We start from the raw sequence: 17,212 nt of genomic DNA, 5'->3' as shown, positions 1-17,212 counted from the left end.
ATGGATCCGACGCTCCTGATGGCGCTGTCCTTCGTCATCTTCCTGGTGATCGGCGTGCCGGTCGGTATTTCGATCGGCCTCGCGGCCGTCATCGCGATGGCCATGGCCAACATGCCGATGTCCTACCTCGTACAGACGGCCTACACCGCCGTCGACGAGTTCACGATCATCGCAGTGCCGATGTTCATCCTGGCGGGCACGCTGATGGAGAAAGGCGGCCTCACTCAGAGGCTGATCGATTTCTCCCGGGCGATCGTCGGCCCGGCGCCGGGCGGACTCGCCAGCGTCACGATCGTCGCCTGCACCATCTTTGCCGCGATCTCGGGCTCCGGCCCGGCAACCACCGCCGCCATCGGCTCGATCATGATCCCTGCCATGGTGCGCGACGGATATGACAAGGGCTTCGCCTCTGCCGTGCCCTCGTCCGCGGGCGGGATCGGCGTCGTCATCCCGCCGTCCATCCCGATGATCATCTACGGCATCACCTCGGAAACCTCGATCAGCGCCCTGTTCATCGCCGGTTTCGTGCCGGGCCTGATGCTCGCGGCCGCGCTCTATGGCACCAGCCGCTTCATCGCCGGCCGGCGAGGCTACACTTCCGGCGAGAGCTCCGACCGCGAGCCCGGCGCCATCCGGCGCACCGCGTGGGAGGCCAAGTGGGCCCTCGCCGCCCCCGTGATCATCCTCGGCGGTATCTATACCGGTGTGTTCACGGTGACCGAAGCCTCGGTGGTGGCCGTGCTCTACGCGCTGTTCGTCGGGATCTTCGTCTACCGCGAAATCCGGGTGTCCACCTTCATCGACGCCATGATCTACTCGGTGCGGATCACCGGGACGGTGATGCTGGTTCTGGTCACCGGCCGGATCATCGGCCGCATGCTGACCGTCTTCCAGGTGCCGCAGCTGGTGTCGAACGGCCTGATCAGCGCGGTGTCGGACCCCACACTGCTGATCCTGCTGATCCTGTTGCTGCTGATCTTCATCGGCATGTGGATGGAGACGCTGACCCAGATCATCATCCTGACCCCGCTGCTGCTGCCCGTGGTCAGTTCCGTCGGGATCGACCCGCTGCAGTTCGGGATCATCTTCGTGATCGCCTGCGAGATCGGCTACTCGACCCCGCCGCTCGGCGTGAACCTCTTCGTGGCCAGCGAGATAGGCGACACCACGGTGGAGAAGGTTTCCAAGGCCAGCATCCCGTTCCTGATCGCCGAGATCTCCGTGATGGTGCTCGTCGCCTTCGTCCCGGAACTCACCCAGTGGCTGCCAAGGCTGCTCGGTTTCATCAACTGACACGACCATTTACCAAGGAGGAGATCCCCATGAATATCTTGAAGACGGCCATCGCCGCGGCGGCCCTGTCCGCGCTCGGCGCCCTGCCCACCCTGGCGGCGGACTACACCCTGCGCCTGAGCCACGGCGACAACGAGAACAACCCGACCCACATGGGCGCAGTGAAGTTCAAGGAACTCGTCGAGGAATACACCGACGGCCGGATCGAGGTGCAGATCTTCCCGTCCAACCAGCTCGGCTCCGAACAGGAAGTCGCCCAGGCGCTGCGCATGGGGTCGATCGAGGGCGAGATCCTCTACACCGGCAACCTGGTGCCTCTGGCGCCCTCCGTCGGCGTCATGATGCTGCCCTATGCCTTCACCTCGACCGAGGAAGCCCATGCCGCGATGGACGCGCTCAAGGGCCCGCTCAACGAGCGCCTTCCAAAGGAGGCCGGCGTGCGCGTACTCGGATACTTCGAGAAGGGCTTCCGCGTCCTGACCAACAGCGAGCGCGAGGTGAAGACCCTCGACGATCTCCAGGGTCTGAAGATCCGCGTGTCCAAGAACAACATCGCGATCAAGACATTCCAGTCCTGGGGCCTCGACCCGATCCCGATGGCCTGGGCGGAGGTGTTCCCCGCGCTGCAGCAGGGCGTGATCGACGGCCAGGAGAACCCCTACACCACGGCGATCTCTTCGAAGTTCTTCGAGGTTCAGAAGTACATCACCGAGATCCACTACCTGATCTGGTCCGGCCCGATCATCGTCTCCGAACGCTTCTACCAGGGCCTGCCCGAAGATCTGCAGGAAGCGCTGAACCGCGCCGGCGAAGAGGCCGCCCTGCATGAGCGCCAGGTGTCCGCCGAAGAAACCGCCGCGGCCAAGGAAGAACTGGTCGAACTCGGCATGGTGCTGTCGGGCGCGCCCGAGGACGAGGCGAAATGGCAGGAGGCCGCCAAGGCGCTGTGGCCGAGCTTCGCCGACGACATCGGCGGTGCCGAATGGGTCGAGCAGGCTTCGAAGATCATGGAAGAGGCCATCGCCAAGTAAGACTACGCAGGTCACCCAAGGAGCGGCGCCGGCATCACCCGGCGCCGCTCGGTCCATGAACGGCCGGCCGGGGCGCGCATAACCCCATTGCCCACAAGACGGTCTGCGGCGATAACCTGATCATGCCACAAGCGGAATCCAGTTCCCGTCCCGAGATCGCGAATTTCGATGATCTGGTCGCTCGCCTGAGTGAACCGGAACTGCGCCTTCCCAAGCGACTGAAGCAGGTGGCGAAGTTCGTCCTGAACAACCCCGAAGATACCGCGATCTACAGCATCGTCGAGCTGTCGCGCATGGCGGATGTTCCCATTTCGACCTTCACGCGCTTCTCCAAGGAACTCGGCTTTGCCGGCTTCTCCGAGTTCCAGTCGGTGTTCCGCCAGCGCCTCCTCGGCCCCAAGACGACCGACACGGACCGGCGGCGCGCGCTTGCCGACACGCCCCTGCGCGACACGACCAGCGGCATCGACCTCGACGATCCGAACGCCGTCTTCGACGCCTTCATCCATGCCGGGATCGACACGCTCCTGCGCCTCGAGGACGAGGTCGACCGGTCGGTCCTGGCGGATTTCGTGAGCACGCTGGCCGAAGCCCGCACGATCCACATCGTCTCGGCCCGCGGGGCATTCGGCGTCGGCGCCTATTGTTTCTACGGCTTCTCCCAGGTCGGAAAGCACGCCAACCTGATCGACAACACCGGGGCGATGCGGGCCGAGCAGATCCGTTTCATGCAGCCCGAGGATGTCGCCCTGGTGATCACCTTCGACGACTACACCGCCGAGACCCTCGAGATCGCGGAGAAGGTCGTGGCCAAGGGGCATCGACTGCTCTGCATCACCGACAACGAGATGAGTCCGGCCGCGCGAATTGCCAGTCACGCGCTCTACGTCCGGGAAGGGCACCTCGGGCATTTCCGCCTTCAGATCCCCGCGATGGCGCTCTGCCAATCGCTCATCGTGAGCGTTGGCCGCAAGGTCAGTCGCGGCAGCCGCAAACAGCAAAGATCCCAGGCAGCCGACCCCTCCTGACCCCCCCGCGCCAGCCGACTGGCCACGAGCGGGTTCGCGCGGCACTCACCAGCGCTGTGTTACAGACCTGCATGTTCAGGCATCCTGCCGCCGTCGCGCTTGCGCGTCGCACCGGCGACAGATCACCACCGTGCCCCGTCAGCGTCATTCGGTGATCGCGGTCGCCATCCGGCTTTCGACAAGCTCTTCCTCGACAAGAACGTAGATCTGATCGGGGGGCGTTGCGAGGGAATGGACCATGACCCCCGGATCGACGCCCATCTCGATCAGGTACTCCATCGTGCGGCCTTGACCGGCCTGAATGCCCTCGACCGCGAGGAAGACGGGCATATAGCCCGGCGCATCGTAGTAATGCTGATGCAGCCCAACGGCACTCCGCAAAGACACCGAGCGCTCCGTCCCAGCAGCAAGCATGTAGGGACATGCCGAAAGACAGAAGTTTCCGGGCAGCATGATGGTGTTGGCCTCCCTCGCACGCAGGGAACGACCGATTTTCAGGGATTCCTCGACAGCGCCACCGGTGCTGTTGAGAGCAAAGCTCTCCGGCGGTGTCTCGAGCCCGGCAAGGAACGCCTCGAGGCGCTGCGCATCACCGGGCGCAATCGCGCCGTTGACCAGCACGAAGTCTCCGACCCCCTCCAGCGTCTCCAGCGTGAATTCAAGCCGTTCGGGGACGTCGTCCGGAAACTCGATCTGGGGCAGGGCTCCTGGGTTCGTGAAGTCGGGCTGGGTGCGCGACGGCTCGTAACGGCGGACCTGATCTCCCGGGCTGACCGGACCGGCGGGAAGGTCCGTACTGCTTCCCGGTCTGAGCAACCACTCGGGCTGGAAATCCGAGAGAACCAGAAAGACGGCGAGGAATCCCTGGGCGATCAACACCCAACGCAGGGCACGGCGCATCGAGATGCGGGAAAGCGATGTGTTCTGAGACAGCATTGCTATTCAGCCGCGTCCTGCCTGACCAGCGGCTCCGGATCGATTGCAGCGACACGACGTTGGATTTCTCCATCAGCGACGCCCATCGTGGCCTCGACGTCCTTCATCGCGTTGATCGCAGCCTTCAGATCGGCCAGGGTCAGCGTTTCCTCGATGCTCAGGCCGTCGCGACCGCTGCGGATTGCCGCCTGCGCGATGGCCAGAACGAAGACAAGGATGGCCGGGAGCAGATCAATGGCGATCGCTCCCGACCAGGACGGAACGAAGCTGCCCGCATACCGGATGACGGCATCGGCGCTGGAAATCGGATTGTAGGCTGTCTCCTGCGGGGGCTCCAGGGCGAGCACCTCGTCGGCGGCCTGCTTCAGCGTCCGGCTGCGCTGATCGAGAGCATCCAGCACGGATGCGATCGTCGAGGACTGCGCATCCCTGACGGCGCTGTTGCGGCCATCCAGTTCAGGCAGGACAACCGATGCGGGAAGGTCTGCCGCCGCACGCGACACCAGCGGGGCGACCGAGTACTGGTTCAGGTTCGAGATGACGCCGGCCAGACGGACGCTTTCTTCCGAGAACGCGACCGAGCGCTGTTCGACCGGTCCGGGCGCCACGGTGAGTGCGCGCATTCGACCTAGGATCGCGTTGCCTTCTTCGTAAGCTGCCTCGATCAGCGGTTGCTGCCCGGCGATCTGCCCTTCCAGATTCCGCAGCTCCTCGTTCTTCTGGGTCAGCACACGGAAAACCGCGCCCTCCCCTGCGGCTCCGGACAACTCGCCGGACCGTTCCTGGTCCGCCAGAGCTTCAAAGGCTTCCCGCGCACGCTGGACCTCACGACCCAGAGCCTGTCCCGACAAGGCGATGTCGTGGGATTGCTCCAGCGCCGCCTGATAGTCGCGGACGGTATAGTCGAGATGTTGCTCGACCGCCGCCGATCCTGCCAAAGCCGCCGCATTCAGCCAACTCGACATGGCGACGATGGCAAGGGAGCCCACGATGGTGGAGACCGTCAGGCCAATGAACCCGGCAGCGCTGCGCATCGATGGCAGCAACCGAAGCATGTAGCTCCAGAAGACGAAGATCCCGACCGACACCGCAATCGAATAGGCGACCGCCGCGAAGAAAGACATCGCACCCGTGTCCTCCAGAAGCGTCGAAACCCCGAGGTAGGTGTAGATGCCGGAGGCGATCGCCAAGACGCCGAGCGCCGCCGGGGTGAACGTGTCGAGCCATGCCAGGTGGCCTTCGAGTTCCTTCGCCGTCCTGAGCCCCTTGGCTTCGGCAGCGGTCAATCCTTGCGTGGCTTCTGTCACCTTGTGCCTCATCACCTGCGTTAAACTTCCTTAATATAGGTACAGGAATCGCATCGCACATGTAGGGCGGGTGAGCTTCATGATCAGGGGAACCATTCTCGCGACCATCTTGGCAATTGGAGCGTCTGTCGGACCGGGTGACGGTGCCAGGGCTGAACAGATGAAAGCGGCGTCGGAGCTGTCATGGACCTACGTCGCCGACAACGTGATGGGCGGCGTGTCCCAAGGGCAGTCCAGCCTCGGCAACGACAATGGGCAGACCTTCATTCGGCTGACAGGAGACGTCAGCACAGCAAATCGAGGCGGTTTCATTCAGGTCCGCACGATGGTCGACACCCTCGAGGCGGACAGCACCGGACTGGTTCTCAGGGTTCGCGGCAACGGTGAGCGCTACTTCATTCACCTGAGAACGCGCGCGACGAGGCTTCCCTGGCAATATTATCAGGCAGTCTTCGAGACCGGGCCGAACTGGAGCGAGGTTCGCTTGCCCTGGTCCGCCTTCAAACCCTCGGGACGCTTGCTGCCGCGTCGGGCGTCACCGGAAACGGTCCGCTCGATCGGACTTGTGGCGTTCGGAAGGGATCACACAGCGGATGTGTCGCTTGCCGAGATCGGGGTCTACTAGGTCCACCAGTCCACACGCACCACCTTTGCCACGTCTCGGGTCGGTACCGTCGAAAGTCCGTGCCCGAAAGACCAGTGGATGCTTGCTCTCGAACCTGGATTCCGTACTGGGTACCATGCTTCCCAATAGCCGCCGCCCCACGGGGCGGCAGCCTCAGTATGTCAGGGTTGGTCGACCACGGAGCCATGCTGGCCCACCGTCCAGCCCTTCTTTCCGATGGTCCGCTCGGCGCTTTCGCGGGGCGCCTGTTCCAGGGTGGTGGCGAGGCTGTCGTTCCATCGGTTCATGAATCCCATGACCGACACGCAGGCCAGCAGCTCCACGATCTCGTCGTCGGAGAAGTGCTGGCGCATGTCCTCCATCAACTCATCGGTCACGAGGTTGGGGACCGACGCTGCCGACACGGCAAAGCGCAACGCGACGCGCTCCGCCTCGGAGAACAGGTCGCTGGTCTCGAACTCCCAGATCGTCTCCATCTTCCGTTCGTCTTCGCTCAAGTCGTCGACGATCCGCGCGGTATGGGCCTGGCAGTAGAGACAGCCTGCGGCGTAGCTGGCGATATGCTGCACCATGCGGCGCAGGATCACCGGGGTCGTCATCTCCGGCGCCTGGATCACCGCGTCGGACAGCCGGACAAAGGCGGCGCCGACCGCGGGGCGCCGCGCCATGACCTTCATGGAGTTCGGCACGAAACCCAGAACCTCTTCCCGCGCCCGGAGAAAGGCGCGGGTTTCCTCCGTGTAGCTTTCCGGATCGGCGGGCGGGATGCGGCTCATGCCGCGCCCTGTCGAACGCTGCGGGCCTTCCACGTGACATTCATATCCACATCGGCGCTTTCAAAGAGGTTCATCACCGGGCAGCGCTGCTCGACATTCCGTCGCAGCAGTTCCAGCCGCTGGGCGGTCTCGTCGGTCTCGATCTCGATCACCATATCGACCGAAGTGAAATAGGGACGCACGCCCTTCACCCCGCGCGCGCCCCGCATGTCGGCGGTTCCGGTGCAGTCGATGGTGAGGTCGGTGAACTCGAAGCCGATGGCCTGCGCCACCAGTTTCAGCACCACGCTTTCACAGCCGACCAGCGAACCAAGCAGCGACTCCAGCGGCGTGGGGCCGAGATCGGAACCGCCCTTGTGTTCCGGTTCGTCGATGATCCAGCGGCTGTTGCGGCTGCTGACCGAAACGAGGAACCCGTCGCGCAGACGCGAGGTGACCTTGGGGTGAACCAGCGTCGCCGTCTTGGTGTTCTCGATGCTGGGCGGGATTTCGTAGGCGTCGCTCATCTGGGGTCCTTTCCGGTTTCAGAACATGGCCAGACCGGTCATCGCGGTCTGGATGCGGTAGACAGAGGTGGAGGCGGTGATGAACAGCGTGCGGAAGTCCCTCCCGCCAAAGCAGAAGTTCGTCGACTTCTGCGGCGTCAGGATCACGCCAAGGCAATTGGCTTCGGCGTCGAACAGGTGCACGCCGCCGGGACCGTTGCACAGGATGTGACCTTCGGTCGTGGTCTTCATGCCATCCGGCACGCCCTCGCCCTCGCCGGTGACATCGGCCCAGACGCGGTTGTTGGTCAGCCCGCCGTCCTCGGTCACATCCATCACGCGGATATGCCCGCCCCAGCTGTCGTTCACGAACAGGCGGCTTTCATCCGCCGACAGGCAGAGCCCGTTCGGCTGCTGGAAATCGTCCACCACCAGCGTCAGCGTGCCGTCCGGGTCCAGCCGGAACACCCCCTGGTAGGGCAGATCCTGGTCGCGCAGGATGCCCAGGTCTTCGCGAATGCGGCCGAAGCTGGGATCGGTGAACCAGATCCGCCCCTTGCTGTCGCAGACCACGTCGTTGGGGCTGTTCAGTTCCTTGCCCAGGTAATGGGTGGCCAACGGCACCACCTGCTTGCCGCCGTGTTCGTGCCGGACCAGTTGCGACGAGGCATGTTCGCAGGAGATCACCCGGCCCTGACGGTCAAAGAAGTTGCCGTTGGCCTGGTTGGATGGCGTGCGGAACACCTTGAGCCCGTCCGCCTCGCTCCACTTGTACTGGTGGCTTTCCTGGATGTCGGAAAAGACCAGCCAGTGCTCCCCGGGGTGCCAGATCGGACCTTCGGTGAAACCGAAGCCCCCGCCGATCTCCTCGAGCCGGCTTTCGCCCGGGATGGCCGCGGTGAAGGCGTCGGAACGGATGTCGAATGGCATGGGCGTCTCCATTGGTCAGCCCGCCCCGAGTACGAGGTTGGGCAGGAACAGGGTGATGGACGGGAAGATGATCAGCAGCGCCACGGTGAGGATGTCGATCAGCACGAAGGGCCAGACCGCGCGGAAGATCCCTCCGATCGGAATGTCGGGCCGGACCCCGGCGACTACATAGACGTTGAGGCCGACAGGGGGCGTGATGAACCCGATCTCGACCATCTTGATCACAAGGATGCCAAAGAGGATCGGGTCGATCCCCAGCTCGACGATCGCCGGAAAGATCACCGGCAGGGTCAGCAGCATCATCCCCGAGGCACTCAGGAACATGCCCAGGAAGGCATAGCCCACGAGGATCGCGATCAGGATCATCGTCGGCGAGAACGGCAGCGCGACCAGCCACTCCGCGATCTCGGTGGGCAGCCGGGTGAAGGCGAGGAAACGCGCAAAGATGAACACGCCCCAGAAGGTGGAGAAGATCATCACCGTCAGCTTGGCGGTCTCGACCAGCGAGTTCTGCAGATCGGCAAAGCTGAGCCGGCGCCGAAACAGGGCGTAGACAAAGACGATCGCCGCACCGGTGGCCCCTGCCTCGGTCGGTGTGGTCCAGCCGGTGGACATGCCGCCGAGGATCATCAGCATCACAAGGATGATCGGCATGACATCGAGAAGGGACTTGCCGCGCTCGGCCCAGTCCAGCCCCCTGATCGGCTGGCCGAGGTCCGGGTTCGCGGCAAAGCGCAACATGATGAACCCGGCATAGAGCAGCGCCGAGAAGACACCCGGGATGAAACCGGCCAACAGAAGCCGGCCGATGCTCTCGTCTACGATGGCGCCATAGACAACCAGCGCGGCCGAGGGCGGAATGAGCGAGGCCAGCGTTCCCGCCGCCGCGACGGCGGCAGCCGAGATCGACGGCGAGTACTTCAGCTTCAGAAGTTCCGGGATGGCAACGCGGGCAAAAACCGCGGCCGTTGCCTGGCTCGCCCCCGAGACCGCACCAAAGGCCCCCGCCGCCAGCACGGTCGACACCGCGAGCCCGCCGGGCATCCAGCCGATCCAGGCCTTGGCCGCGCGGTAGGCCCCCTGCACCATGCCCGAGGAACTGGCGAAGAAACCGATCAGGATGAACATGGGCAAGACGCTGAACAGGTAGTTCGAGCCCGCGGAATGCGGGATGATGCCCGCGATGTTGACCGCCACGGCCCAGCCCTTGAGCGCGACGATGCCGAGGAAGCCGGTGATCGCGGTGGCAAAGACGATGTGCACGCCGGTCATCACCATGATGACGAGGGCCAGAAACCCCAAAGCGCCGATAGTCGAGGGATCCATCATGTGTCCTTACGCGTCCATGTCTTCGAGGGGGTCCGGGGGCTCCGGCACGCCGATGGGTTTCAGCTTGTCGTTCAGGATCAGGCGACCGAAGACCCAGAGCTCGAGCATCAGTCTCGCTGCAAGGATGCCCAGGCCGACGGGGACCGCCAGCTTGGACGGCCATGTGGGCAGGCCGACACCGATGGTGGTGTCACCCAGCTCCCAGGCACGCATGAAGTGCGCCCATGTGCCGGGCAGGATCGCGAGCACCACGAACAGGGCGACGATCGTGGCGAACAGATGCGTTGCCCAGCCCATTCGCCCCCGGGCCATCTTCTGCAGCATGTCCATGCGGATATGCCCGGCCTGCCGGTAGCAATAGGAGATGCACAGCACGCTGAACGTCACCATCGCCATCTGGATGAAATCGATCTGCCCCTGGATCGGGGCGTTGAAGAGGCGCCGCATCAGCACCTCGGTCGTGACCAGCAGCATGATGACGAAGATCGTCAGGCCGCCGAGCCACGCGGTCAGGTACTCGACCCGCATCAGGGCCTTGTCCAGCTTCTCGAGCATGAAACCTCCGCCGCGCCCGCCATGGGGCGCGCTTGTCGGGGAACAGGTCGGGCGGGGCGCTTTGAAAGGGGGGGGGGAGGTGCGCACCCGCCCGGTGGAGGATCACTTGCTGGCGTTCAGCACGAGGTCGAGCATCTCCTGCCCGGGCATGCCTTTGCCTTCGAGGTCCGCCACATAGGCATCCCACACCGGCTGCGCGGCCTCCTTGCGCAGTGTGTCGATCATCTCTTGCGTCACTTCGACATGCTGCAGGCCGTGCTTCTCAAGCTCCGGCACGTACTGATCCGCCGCGCCATTCTGGGCCTTGATGGTCTCGGCGTTGGCATAGGCCTTGGCCTCCTCCAGCAGCGCCTTCATGTCGTCGGGCAGCGCGTTGTAGGCCATCTCGTTGCCGACCAGCGTCACATGCGCCGTGCCCGCCGCCATGCCGGTCGTGTACCAGTCCGACAGCTCATAGAGCTTGTAGCCGCCGTGCGCCGACGGGGTCGCCGCGACCGCGTCGATCACCCCGGTCTGCAGCGCGTTGTACTGCTCCGGTCCGCTGACATTGACGAGGCTCGCGCCGTACACCGCCAGCGCGTTGCCGATGCCGCTGGTCGCCTTCATGCGCATGCCGTCGAAGGAGTCCAACCCGGTCGGCGCCTCGCCCTTGCCCATGACCTCGTAGTTCGGTTGCACCACGGTCATCACCGGCACGACGCCCCACTTGGCGAATTCCTTTTTCACATGCGGGTTCTGATAGACCATCTCGGCGACTTCCAGACGGTCTTCCATGGTCGGGATCGGCAGGAACGGCAGATCAAGAACCGACAGCAGCGGGTTCTTGCCGGGATGATAGCTCGAGATCACGTAGCCCAGCTCGAAGGCACCGATCGACACGTTGTCCAGGACCTCGCGGGAGGGCGAGAGCGTGCCGTTGTGGACGGTGATCTCCATCTTGCCACCGCTGTTCTCGTTGACATATTGCGCAAAACTCTCGCCCGCCACGCGGAACGCAGGGCTTCCATAAAGCGCCAGGTCCCAGGAGATCTCCTGCGCAGTCGCGCCAGAGGCCAGGATCGCCATGGCCGCCGCTGCGCCAAGAGCCTTGTACGAGTGAGTTGTCATGCGTCTTCCTCCCAGAAAATGACCGACCTAATGATCGCGCGTTCATTACGAATGCACGAATGCACAAGCATGCGTCAAGTGACTCTATTATTTTATGGCCAAAATTTATGAACGCGCGTACATTCACAAGACTGGACACGGACACAGGAACCGGTCATGATCCTTATAAATCAAAAGAAAAGCGAAGCGCCGATGGCAGAGGGAAGAGTCACCGCAGACGACGTCGCCCAACGGGCCGGAGTGTCACGGGCAACCGTGTCGCGGGCGTTTTCGCGCGGCCATACCGTGCAGGAGCAGACGCGCGAGCGAATCCTGAAGGCGGCACAGGAACTGGGGTACCAACCCAACGCGCTGGCCCAGGCCCTGACCTCGCGCCGGTCGCAGATTGTCGGCATCCTGATGGGGCAGCTAAAGAATCCGATTCACGCGGTCCTGCACCAGTCGATCTCCATGTCGCTGCAACAGAACAACTTTATACCGATCTCGGGCCAGCTCGGGGCCGACGAAGACCTGGCGAAGCTGATCGCCACCTTCCGGCAGTACCAGGTCGGCGTGGTTATCCTGACCTCGATGAACATCTCGCCGGGGCTGGTCCAGGAATTCCAGGCCGCAGGGCTTCAGGTTCTGCTGCTGAACCGGATCGACGACGACGCGGTGGCCGCCTCGGTCTGCGCCGACCTGACTCAAGGTGGCAACCTCGCCGCCCGACTGTTGGTTGAACGCGGTTGCAGTCGAATTGCAGTCGCCAAGGGCGCCCCCGGCCATTGGACGAGCGCCGCCCGACTGGCCGGCCACCTGGCCGGGCTGGAACGCATGGGCCAGGCCCCCGCCAAGGTTTTCGACGGAGGCTACACCTACCAGGACGGCGCCCGCGTAGCGGACACCCTGCTGTCCGAGGCCAGCGACATGCCGGACGGCTTCCTCTGCCCCAACGACCTGTTCGCCATCGGGCTGATGGACCGGCTGCGCGCCGCCTCCGGGCTTCGCTTTCCCGAAGACATGAAAGTGGTGGGGTTCGACGACATCCCGATGGCGGAATGGGAAAGCAACCAGCTGACCACGATCCGACTGCCCGTGCACGCCATGGCGAAGCGCGCAGCGGAAGTGATCACCCGCATGGTCGTCGAGGGCGAGAAGGTCGAGGAGAAGATCTGGATCCCCTGCCGACTGATCGAACGCGGCTCTGCCTGAGCCTTTCCGGACACCCATCGAGAGACCAACATGACCACATTCAAACAGCGAATGGCCTCTGGCGAGATACTTGCCGGCACCTTTCTCAAGACCCCGGCCTACGAGATAATCGAGGTCCTGGCTAGGTCGAAGCTGGATTTCGTCTGCCTCGACACCGAGCACGCGCCTTTTGACCGGGCGCGCATGGACGCCTGCCTTGCGATCGCCCGAGCGCTGGATTTCCCGGTACTGGTCCGCCTGCCCACCGGCACACCGGTCGAGATTCTGAAGGCGCTCGACAGCGGCGCGATCGGCGTCGTGGCGCCGCATGTGGACAGCGCCGAGAAGGCACGCGACATCGCCCGCGCCGCGCGCTTCGGAGAAGGCGGGCGCGGCTTTGCCGGATCGACCCGATGGGCCGGTTTCGCGACCCGCCCCATGAAGGACGTGCTGCAACAGAGCATCGACGAGACCATCGTCATCGCCCAGATCGAGGAGCCGGCAGGGGTCGAAGCCGCCGCCGACATCGCCGCGGTGGACGGGATTGACGGGCTGTTCGTAGGGCCCGCGGATCTCGCGGTCTGCTACGGCAAGACCGACATGTCCGACCCGAAGGTGCTGGACGCGATGCGCAGAACAGGCGCTGTGGCGCAGACCGCAGGCAAGGCCTTCATGACCTTCGCCGCGAATTCCAGCGCCGCCCCCGCACTGATCGACATGGGCGTCACGATGTTTTTCGTCGCCTCCGAGCATGCCTTCATGCTGCGCGGCGCCAATGCCGAGGCCGACGCCCTTCACGCGACGGGCGCGCAGCATCGACAGGATCCATGAGACGTTCGACACCTTACGTTCGGATCGGATCGCCTCACCTGATTTCGTTGATGTAGCAGTGGTCTTCGGTCAGCGCGGCGTGCCGCATCGCCACCAGAGGGCGGTTGTTGGAATCGTATGAGACCTCTTCGATATCCAGCAGCGCGCGGGGCTCGTCGAGCGGCAGGTCGAAGTATTTCAGGTCCTCCGGGGTCGCAAGACGCGCCACCAGTTTCTCGCGGATCGCCGCGAGGCGCAGCCCGCTATGCTCGAGCAGCCACTTGTAGATCAGCGTCGGCATCTCTTCCATTGTCACGGGGAAATCCGGCGCCAGCGCCAGTGGCAGCGTCACGCGGTCGATCATCACGGGACGGTCGTCGATCAGCCGCAAGCGGTGCATGTAGACCAAGGGCGCACGCGCCGGCAGTTCGAGCCGCTCGGCCTCGTCCTGGGTGGCGCTCCTGTGGCACGCGTCGACGAGCACCGTCCGGCTGCTGGCAAGCCGCCCCTCGATCGTGTGAAGCCGGTAGTATTTGTAGAACTGCGACATCGAGTGATGCGGCGTGCGTCCGGTCACAACGGTGCCGGTCTTGCGGCGGCGCATGATCACCCCCGAAGCGGTCAGATCCGCCATCGCGCGCCGAATGGTGCCGTACGACACACCGAATTGCTTCGCCAGCTCGGTCTCCGGCGGCAACACGTATCCCTCCGCCCAGGTGCCCAGGATGATATGCCTCAGAATGCGTTCCTGCACCTGCTCGTGAAGGGGCTTGCGCACGAGATCCGCGGCCAGCGTGTCCGATTCAGGAAGGTCTGGCGCTTCGGACATGAGTAACTCCCGTTCACTTGGTGCTTAATATTTCCTCAAAAACCACACTTACCAAGAATCGTCTAGCAGTATTTCTATATAGGTATGAGAAAAGAGCTCGCCCTTGCTGATTTTGCAGACGCCCCCGCGCCGGATGCAGACGACATGATCGAAGCGCTGCGCGCGCTGATCGGCAGCCCGACGCCCATGCCGCCAGGTGACGGCTACGCGGCATTCGCGGATCTGGTGGCGGACCTCTTCCGGCCGCTCGGCGGCACGGCGGAGCGGGTGATCGTGCCGCGCGACCTGTGGGACGGGCCAAATCTGTCCGGCGAACGGATCAACCTGATCCTGCGGCCCGAGATGCCCGGCGCGACCGACGCACTTCCCGAGGCGATGATCTACTTCCACACCGACACCGCCCCTGTCGGCGACGGCTGGACGGTCGCGCCCTGTTCGCTGACCCAACAGGGCGATCGGCTCTACGGGCGCGGGACCGCCGACATGAAGGGCACCATCGTCGCCGTACGCGACGCGCTGCTGCGACTGGCGACGGCGGACACGCCGCTGGCTTTCCGGCCGGTGCTGGCCTTCTGCACCGACGAAGAAGGCGGGCGGTATCCGGGCATCCGCCACCTTGCCGAAACGCGCCCCCTGCCGGAGGTGCTGCTGAACCTGAACGGTTCGGCCGAGCCGCGCATCTGGGCCGGGTGCCTCGGATCGATCGACATGACGCTGACCGTGACCGGGCGCGCCAGCCACTCGGGCGAACCTGACCGCGGCATCAACGCCGCCGAGGCGCTTTTGCCCGCGCTGGTCGCCCTGAACGCGCTGAAGACGACGGTCGAAACCCGCACCACCGCCTTGCCGCCGCCGCCCTGGTCGGACGGCCCCTTGCGTGCGCGCCTGAACGTGACGGCGATCCATGCGGGCGAAAAGGGATCGGCACTGCCGGGGCTGGCGCAGGCCACGATCAATCGCCGGTACCTCGCCGAAGAGAACGAGGACGTCGTTCTCGACGAGTTGCGGGCCGCCGTGACCAATGCCCTGGAAGGCACCCCCGCCCTGGACTGGACCATGCAGGTTACCGGCCACCTCCCCCCCGTCTCGGATCCCGATGGCCCGGCCACCCGGCGCTGGATCCTGGCCCGCGCCCGGGCGTTCGGCCTGCCGGAGGACGCCTTCCTGCGCTACGGCTCGGGCACGTCCTCGGATTTCGGCTGGGTCCAGAAGGCCGGGCTGAAGCACATGCTGCTGGGCGGGCTGTCCCGCCCGGACCGCAACGTGCACGGGCCCGACGAATTCACCACGGTCGAGGATCTTCGCAGCTTGTCGGACGCGATCTTCCTGTTCCTGGCCGAAGGATGCGCGCCGCAGGGCGCCGAACAGACCGGCAATGCTCCAACAGAAGGATCCCCTCAATGACGTTTACCCTCGATCGCCGCGGCTTCCTGCGCTCGGCCGCGGCCACCGGCGGCCTGATGACCCTGCCCGGCCTCGTGTCGATGGCGCAGGCCCAGGACATCACGCCCGGCGGCACGCTGCGCGTTGCCCTGAACATCACGCCCTCGGTGCTGAACCCGATGCTTCTGCGGCTGAACTCGGAATACCTGCTGGCCGAGATGCTGTACTCCAGCCTGACCATGCTGAGCCCGGACATGACCGCCGCGCCGGACCTCGCCACCGAGTGGAGCGCCAGCGCGGATGCCACCGAGTGGCGTTTCACCCTGCGCGAAGGTGTGACCTTCTCGAATGGCGAGCCGCTCACCTCGGCAGATGTGGTGGCGTCCTTCACCAAGCTTCTTGACCCCGAGACCGCGGCGCCGGGCAGCCGCAACCTCGGACCGATCTCGGAAGTGGTGGCCGATGGCGATTTTGCGGTCATCATCCGCACCGCCACGCCCTATGCCGACCTGCCGGTCGCGCTGACCTATCCCACTGCCAAGATCGTGCCCGCCTCGGTCATCGAAGCCGATTTCGACAGCCTGGGTCAGACCCCGGTGGGCTCGGGCCCCTTCCGCCTGGTCGAGTTCATCGCCGACGACCGCGCCATCGTCGAGAAGAACCCCGACTACTATGTCGAGGGCCAGCCCTATCTCGACCGGGTCGAGGTCCGCACATTCCCCGACGCTGCCGGCGCAGCGGCGGCGATGCTCGCCGGCGAGGTCGACCTGCTGACCGAGATCCAGCCCACGGATTTCGCCCGCATCGCGGCCGGCGAGGGTATCGAGGGTATGCGCACGCCCTCCGGCCGCTTCCTTGACGTGGTGATGGACTGCACCGTTGCGCCGTTCGACAATCCCAAGGTCCGCGAGGCCCTGTCGTGCTGCGTCGACCGAGAAGCGATGGTCGAACTCGTCGCCGAGGGCTACGGCACGCCGGGCAACGACAGCCCGGTCAATGCCTCCTACGCCTATTTCTCCGACGCCCCGCTGAAGCAGTACGATCCCGAGAAGTCGAAGGCGCTGCTGGCCGAGGCCGGTTATCCCGACGGGATCGAGATCGACCTCGTTGCGTCGGTCAAGCCCGACTACCGCTCGGCCATGGCCGTCGTCCTGCGCGAGATGGCCAAGCCCGGCGGCTGGACCATCAACGTCAAGACGATGGACCACCCGACCTATCTCGACCAGGTCTGGAAGAAGGGCGCGTTTTATGTCGGATACTACAACATGCAGCCGACCGAAGGCACGATCTTCAACCTGCTGTTCACCTCGGAAGCGAGCTGGAACGAGACCCGCTGGAACAATGCCGAGTTCGACGCGCTGGTCGCGAAAGCCGACGCCACGACGGACACCGCCGAACGCTCGGAACTCTACGCCGAGGCGCAAAAGCTGATGCGGGAAGAGGTGCCTGCCCTGGTGCCATGCTTCTTCGATCTGCTGGGCGCGCGCGGCCAGAACGTCATGGGATACGAGCAGAACCCGCGCGGCGCGAACTTCGCGCTGCACAAGGTCTGGCTCGAGGCGGGCAGCTAAGCGCCGCCCGTCGCCGGCGGCCGCGCACCCTCTCCCGGCGCGGCCGC

The 17,212-nt window shown here is 64.7% G+C and carries 17 protein-coding genes; 8 read left to right on the top strand and 9 right to left on the bottom strand.

What is annotated here, in order from left to right:
* The 3 genes from CHB86_RS14290 (at position 1) to CHB86_RS14280 (ending at position 3,352) form a co-directional block, all read left to right on the top strand.
* A complete protein-coding gene (locus CHB86_RS14290; RefSeq protein WP_089233737.1) occupies positions 1-1,293 on the top strand; it encodes a TRAP transporter large permease in 1,293 nt (430 codons plus the stop codon).
* Between the two features lie 29 nt (positions 1,294-1,322).
* A complete protein-coding gene (locus CHB86_RS14285; protein ID WP_245837967.1) occupies positions 1,323-2,324 on the top strand; it encodes a TRAP transporter substrate-binding protein in 1,002 nt (333 codons plus the stop codon).
* A gap of 122 nt (positions 2,325-2,446) precedes the next feature.
* The gene (locus CHB86_RS14280; RefSeq protein ID WP_089233736.1) at positions 2,447-3,352 is read left to right on the top strand and encodes a MurR/RpiR family transcriptional regulator; all 906 of its coding nucleotides are present in this window, start codon (positions 2,447-2,449) and stop codon (positions 3,350-3,352) included.
* A gap of 144 nt (positions 3,353-3,496) precedes the next feature.
* On the opposite strand, the gene CHB86_RS14275 is transcribed toward CHB86_RS14280, so the two are convergent.
* Together CHB86_RS14275 and CHB86_RS14270 are read right to left on the bottom strand one after the other, a co-directional pair.
* Positions 3,497-4,288: a COG3904 family protein gene (locus CHB86_RS14275; RefSeq protein WP_089233735.1), complete on the bottom strand. Its 792-nt coding sequence runs from the start codon at positions 4,286-4,288 to the stop codon at positions 3,497-3,499.
* 2 nt (positions 4,289-4,290) lie between these two features.
* A complete protein-coding gene (locus tag CHB86_RS14270) occupies positions 4,291-5,607 on the bottom strand; it encodes a hypothetical protein (protein ID WP_245837994.1) in 1,317 nt (438 codons plus the stop codon).
* A gap of 67 nt (positions 5,608-5,674) precedes the next feature.
* On the opposite strand from CHB86_RS14270, the gene CHB86_RS14265 reads away from it, so the two are divergent.
* Entirely contained in the window at positions 5,675-6,220 is a 546-nt protein-coding gene (locus tag CHB86_RS14265) for a CIA30 family protein (protein WP_089233734.1), read from the top strand.
* Between the two features lie 161 nt (positions 6,221-6,381).
* Here the strand turns inward: CHB86_RS14265 and CHB86_RS14260 are convergent, their stop codons facing one another.
* The 6 genes from CHB86_RS14260 to dctP form a co-directional block, all read right to left on the bottom strand.
* Positions 6,382-6,996, bottom strand: a complete 615-nt coding sequence (locus CHB86_RS14260; RefSeq protein WP_089233733.1) for a carboxymuconolactone decarboxylase family protein — start codon at positions 6,994-6,996, stop codon at positions 6,382-6,384.
* On the bottom strand, positions 6,993-7,502 hold the full coding sequence (locus CHB86_RS14255) for an OsmC family protein (protein ID WP_089233732.1): 510 nt from the start codon (positions 7,500-7,502) through the stop codon (positions 6,993-6,995). The genes CHB86_RS14260 and CHB86_RS14255 overlap by 4 nt, the downstream gene beginning before the upstream one ends.
* An 18-nt stretch (positions 7,503-7,520) precedes the next feature.
* On the bottom strand, positions 7,521-8,411 hold the full coding sequence (locus CHB86_RS14250; RefSeq protein ID WP_089233731.1) for an SMP-30/gluconolactonase/LRE family protein: 891 nt from the start codon (positions 8,409-8,411) through the stop codon (positions 7,521-7,523).
* Between the two features lie 15 nt (positions 8,412-8,426).
* Positions 8,427-9,737, bottom strand: coding sequence for a TRAP transporter large permease (locus CHB86_RS14245; RefSeq protein ID WP_217898317.1), 1,311 nt, complete (start codon positions 9,735-9,737; stop codon positions 8,427-8,429).
* A gap of 9 nt (positions 9,738-9,746) precedes the next feature.
* Complete coding sequence (locus tag CHB86_RS14240; RefSeq protein WP_089233729.1) at positions 9,747-10,295, bottom strand: TRAP transporter small permease subunit; 549 nt, start codon at positions 10,293-10,295, stop codon at positions 9,747-9,749.
* Between the two features lie 102 nt (positions 10,296-10,397).
* The gene (gene dctP, locus CHB86_RS14235; protein ID WP_089233728.1) at positions 10,398-11,402 is read right to left on the bottom strand and encodes a TRAP transporter substrate-binding protein DctP; all 1,005 of its coding nucleotides are present in this window, start codon (positions 11,400-11,402) and stop codon (positions 10,398-10,400) included.
* A gap of 192 nt (positions 11,403-11,594) precedes the next feature.
* Here dctP and CHB86_RS14230 point away from each other — a divergent pair, with 192 nt between their 5' ends.
* Both CHB86_RS14230 and CHB86_RS14225 read left to right on the top strand, forming a co-directional pair.
* Positions 11,595-12,593: a LacI family DNA-binding transcriptional regulator gene (locus tag CHB86_RS14230; RefSeq protein ID WP_176442882.1), complete on the top strand. Its 999-nt coding sequence runs from the start codon at positions 11,595-11,597 to the stop codon at positions 12,591-12,593.
* Positions 12,594-12,623: 30 nt separating this feature from the next.
* Entirely contained in the window at positions 12,624-13,403 is a 780-nt protein-coding gene (locus CHB86_RS14225) for an HpcH/HpaI aldolase family protein (RefSeq protein WP_089233726.1), read from the top strand.
* Between the two features lie 34 nt (positions 13,404-13,437).
* On the opposite strand, the gene CHB86_RS14220 is transcribed toward CHB86_RS14225, so the two are convergent.
* Positions 13,438-14,211, bottom strand: coding sequence for a GntR family transcriptional regulator (locus CHB86_RS14220; protein WP_089233725.1), 774 nt, complete (start codon positions 14,209-14,211; stop codon positions 13,438-13,440).
* A 144-nt stretch (positions 14,212-14,355) separates the two neighbouring features.
* On the opposite strand from CHB86_RS14220, the gene CHB86_RS14215 reads away from it, so the two are divergent.
* Positions 14,356-15,615 carry a M20 family metallopeptidase gene (locus tag CHB86_RS14215; RefSeq protein WP_217898316.1) on the top strand — a complete coding sequence of 420 codons (1,260 nt, stop codon included), beginning with the start codon at positions 14,356-14,358 and terminating at the stop codon, positions 15,613-15,615.
* Entirely contained in the window at positions 15,612-17,165 is a 1,554-nt protein-coding gene (locus CHB86_RS14210; protein ID WP_089233724.1) for an ABC transporter substrate-binding protein, read from the top strand. The genes CHB86_RS14215 and CHB86_RS14210 overlap by 4 nt, the downstream gene beginning before the upstream one ends.
* Positions 17,166-17,212 lie beyond the last annotated feature (47 nt).

It is taken from the genome of Tropicimonas sediminicola, from assembly GCF_900188335.1.
Classification (GTDB): Bacteria; Pseudomonadota; Alphaproteobacteria; order Rhodobacterales; family Rhodobacteraceae; genus Tropicimonas; species Tropicimonas sediminicola.
This window is presented reverse-complemented; position numbering and strand designations above follow the sequence as displayed.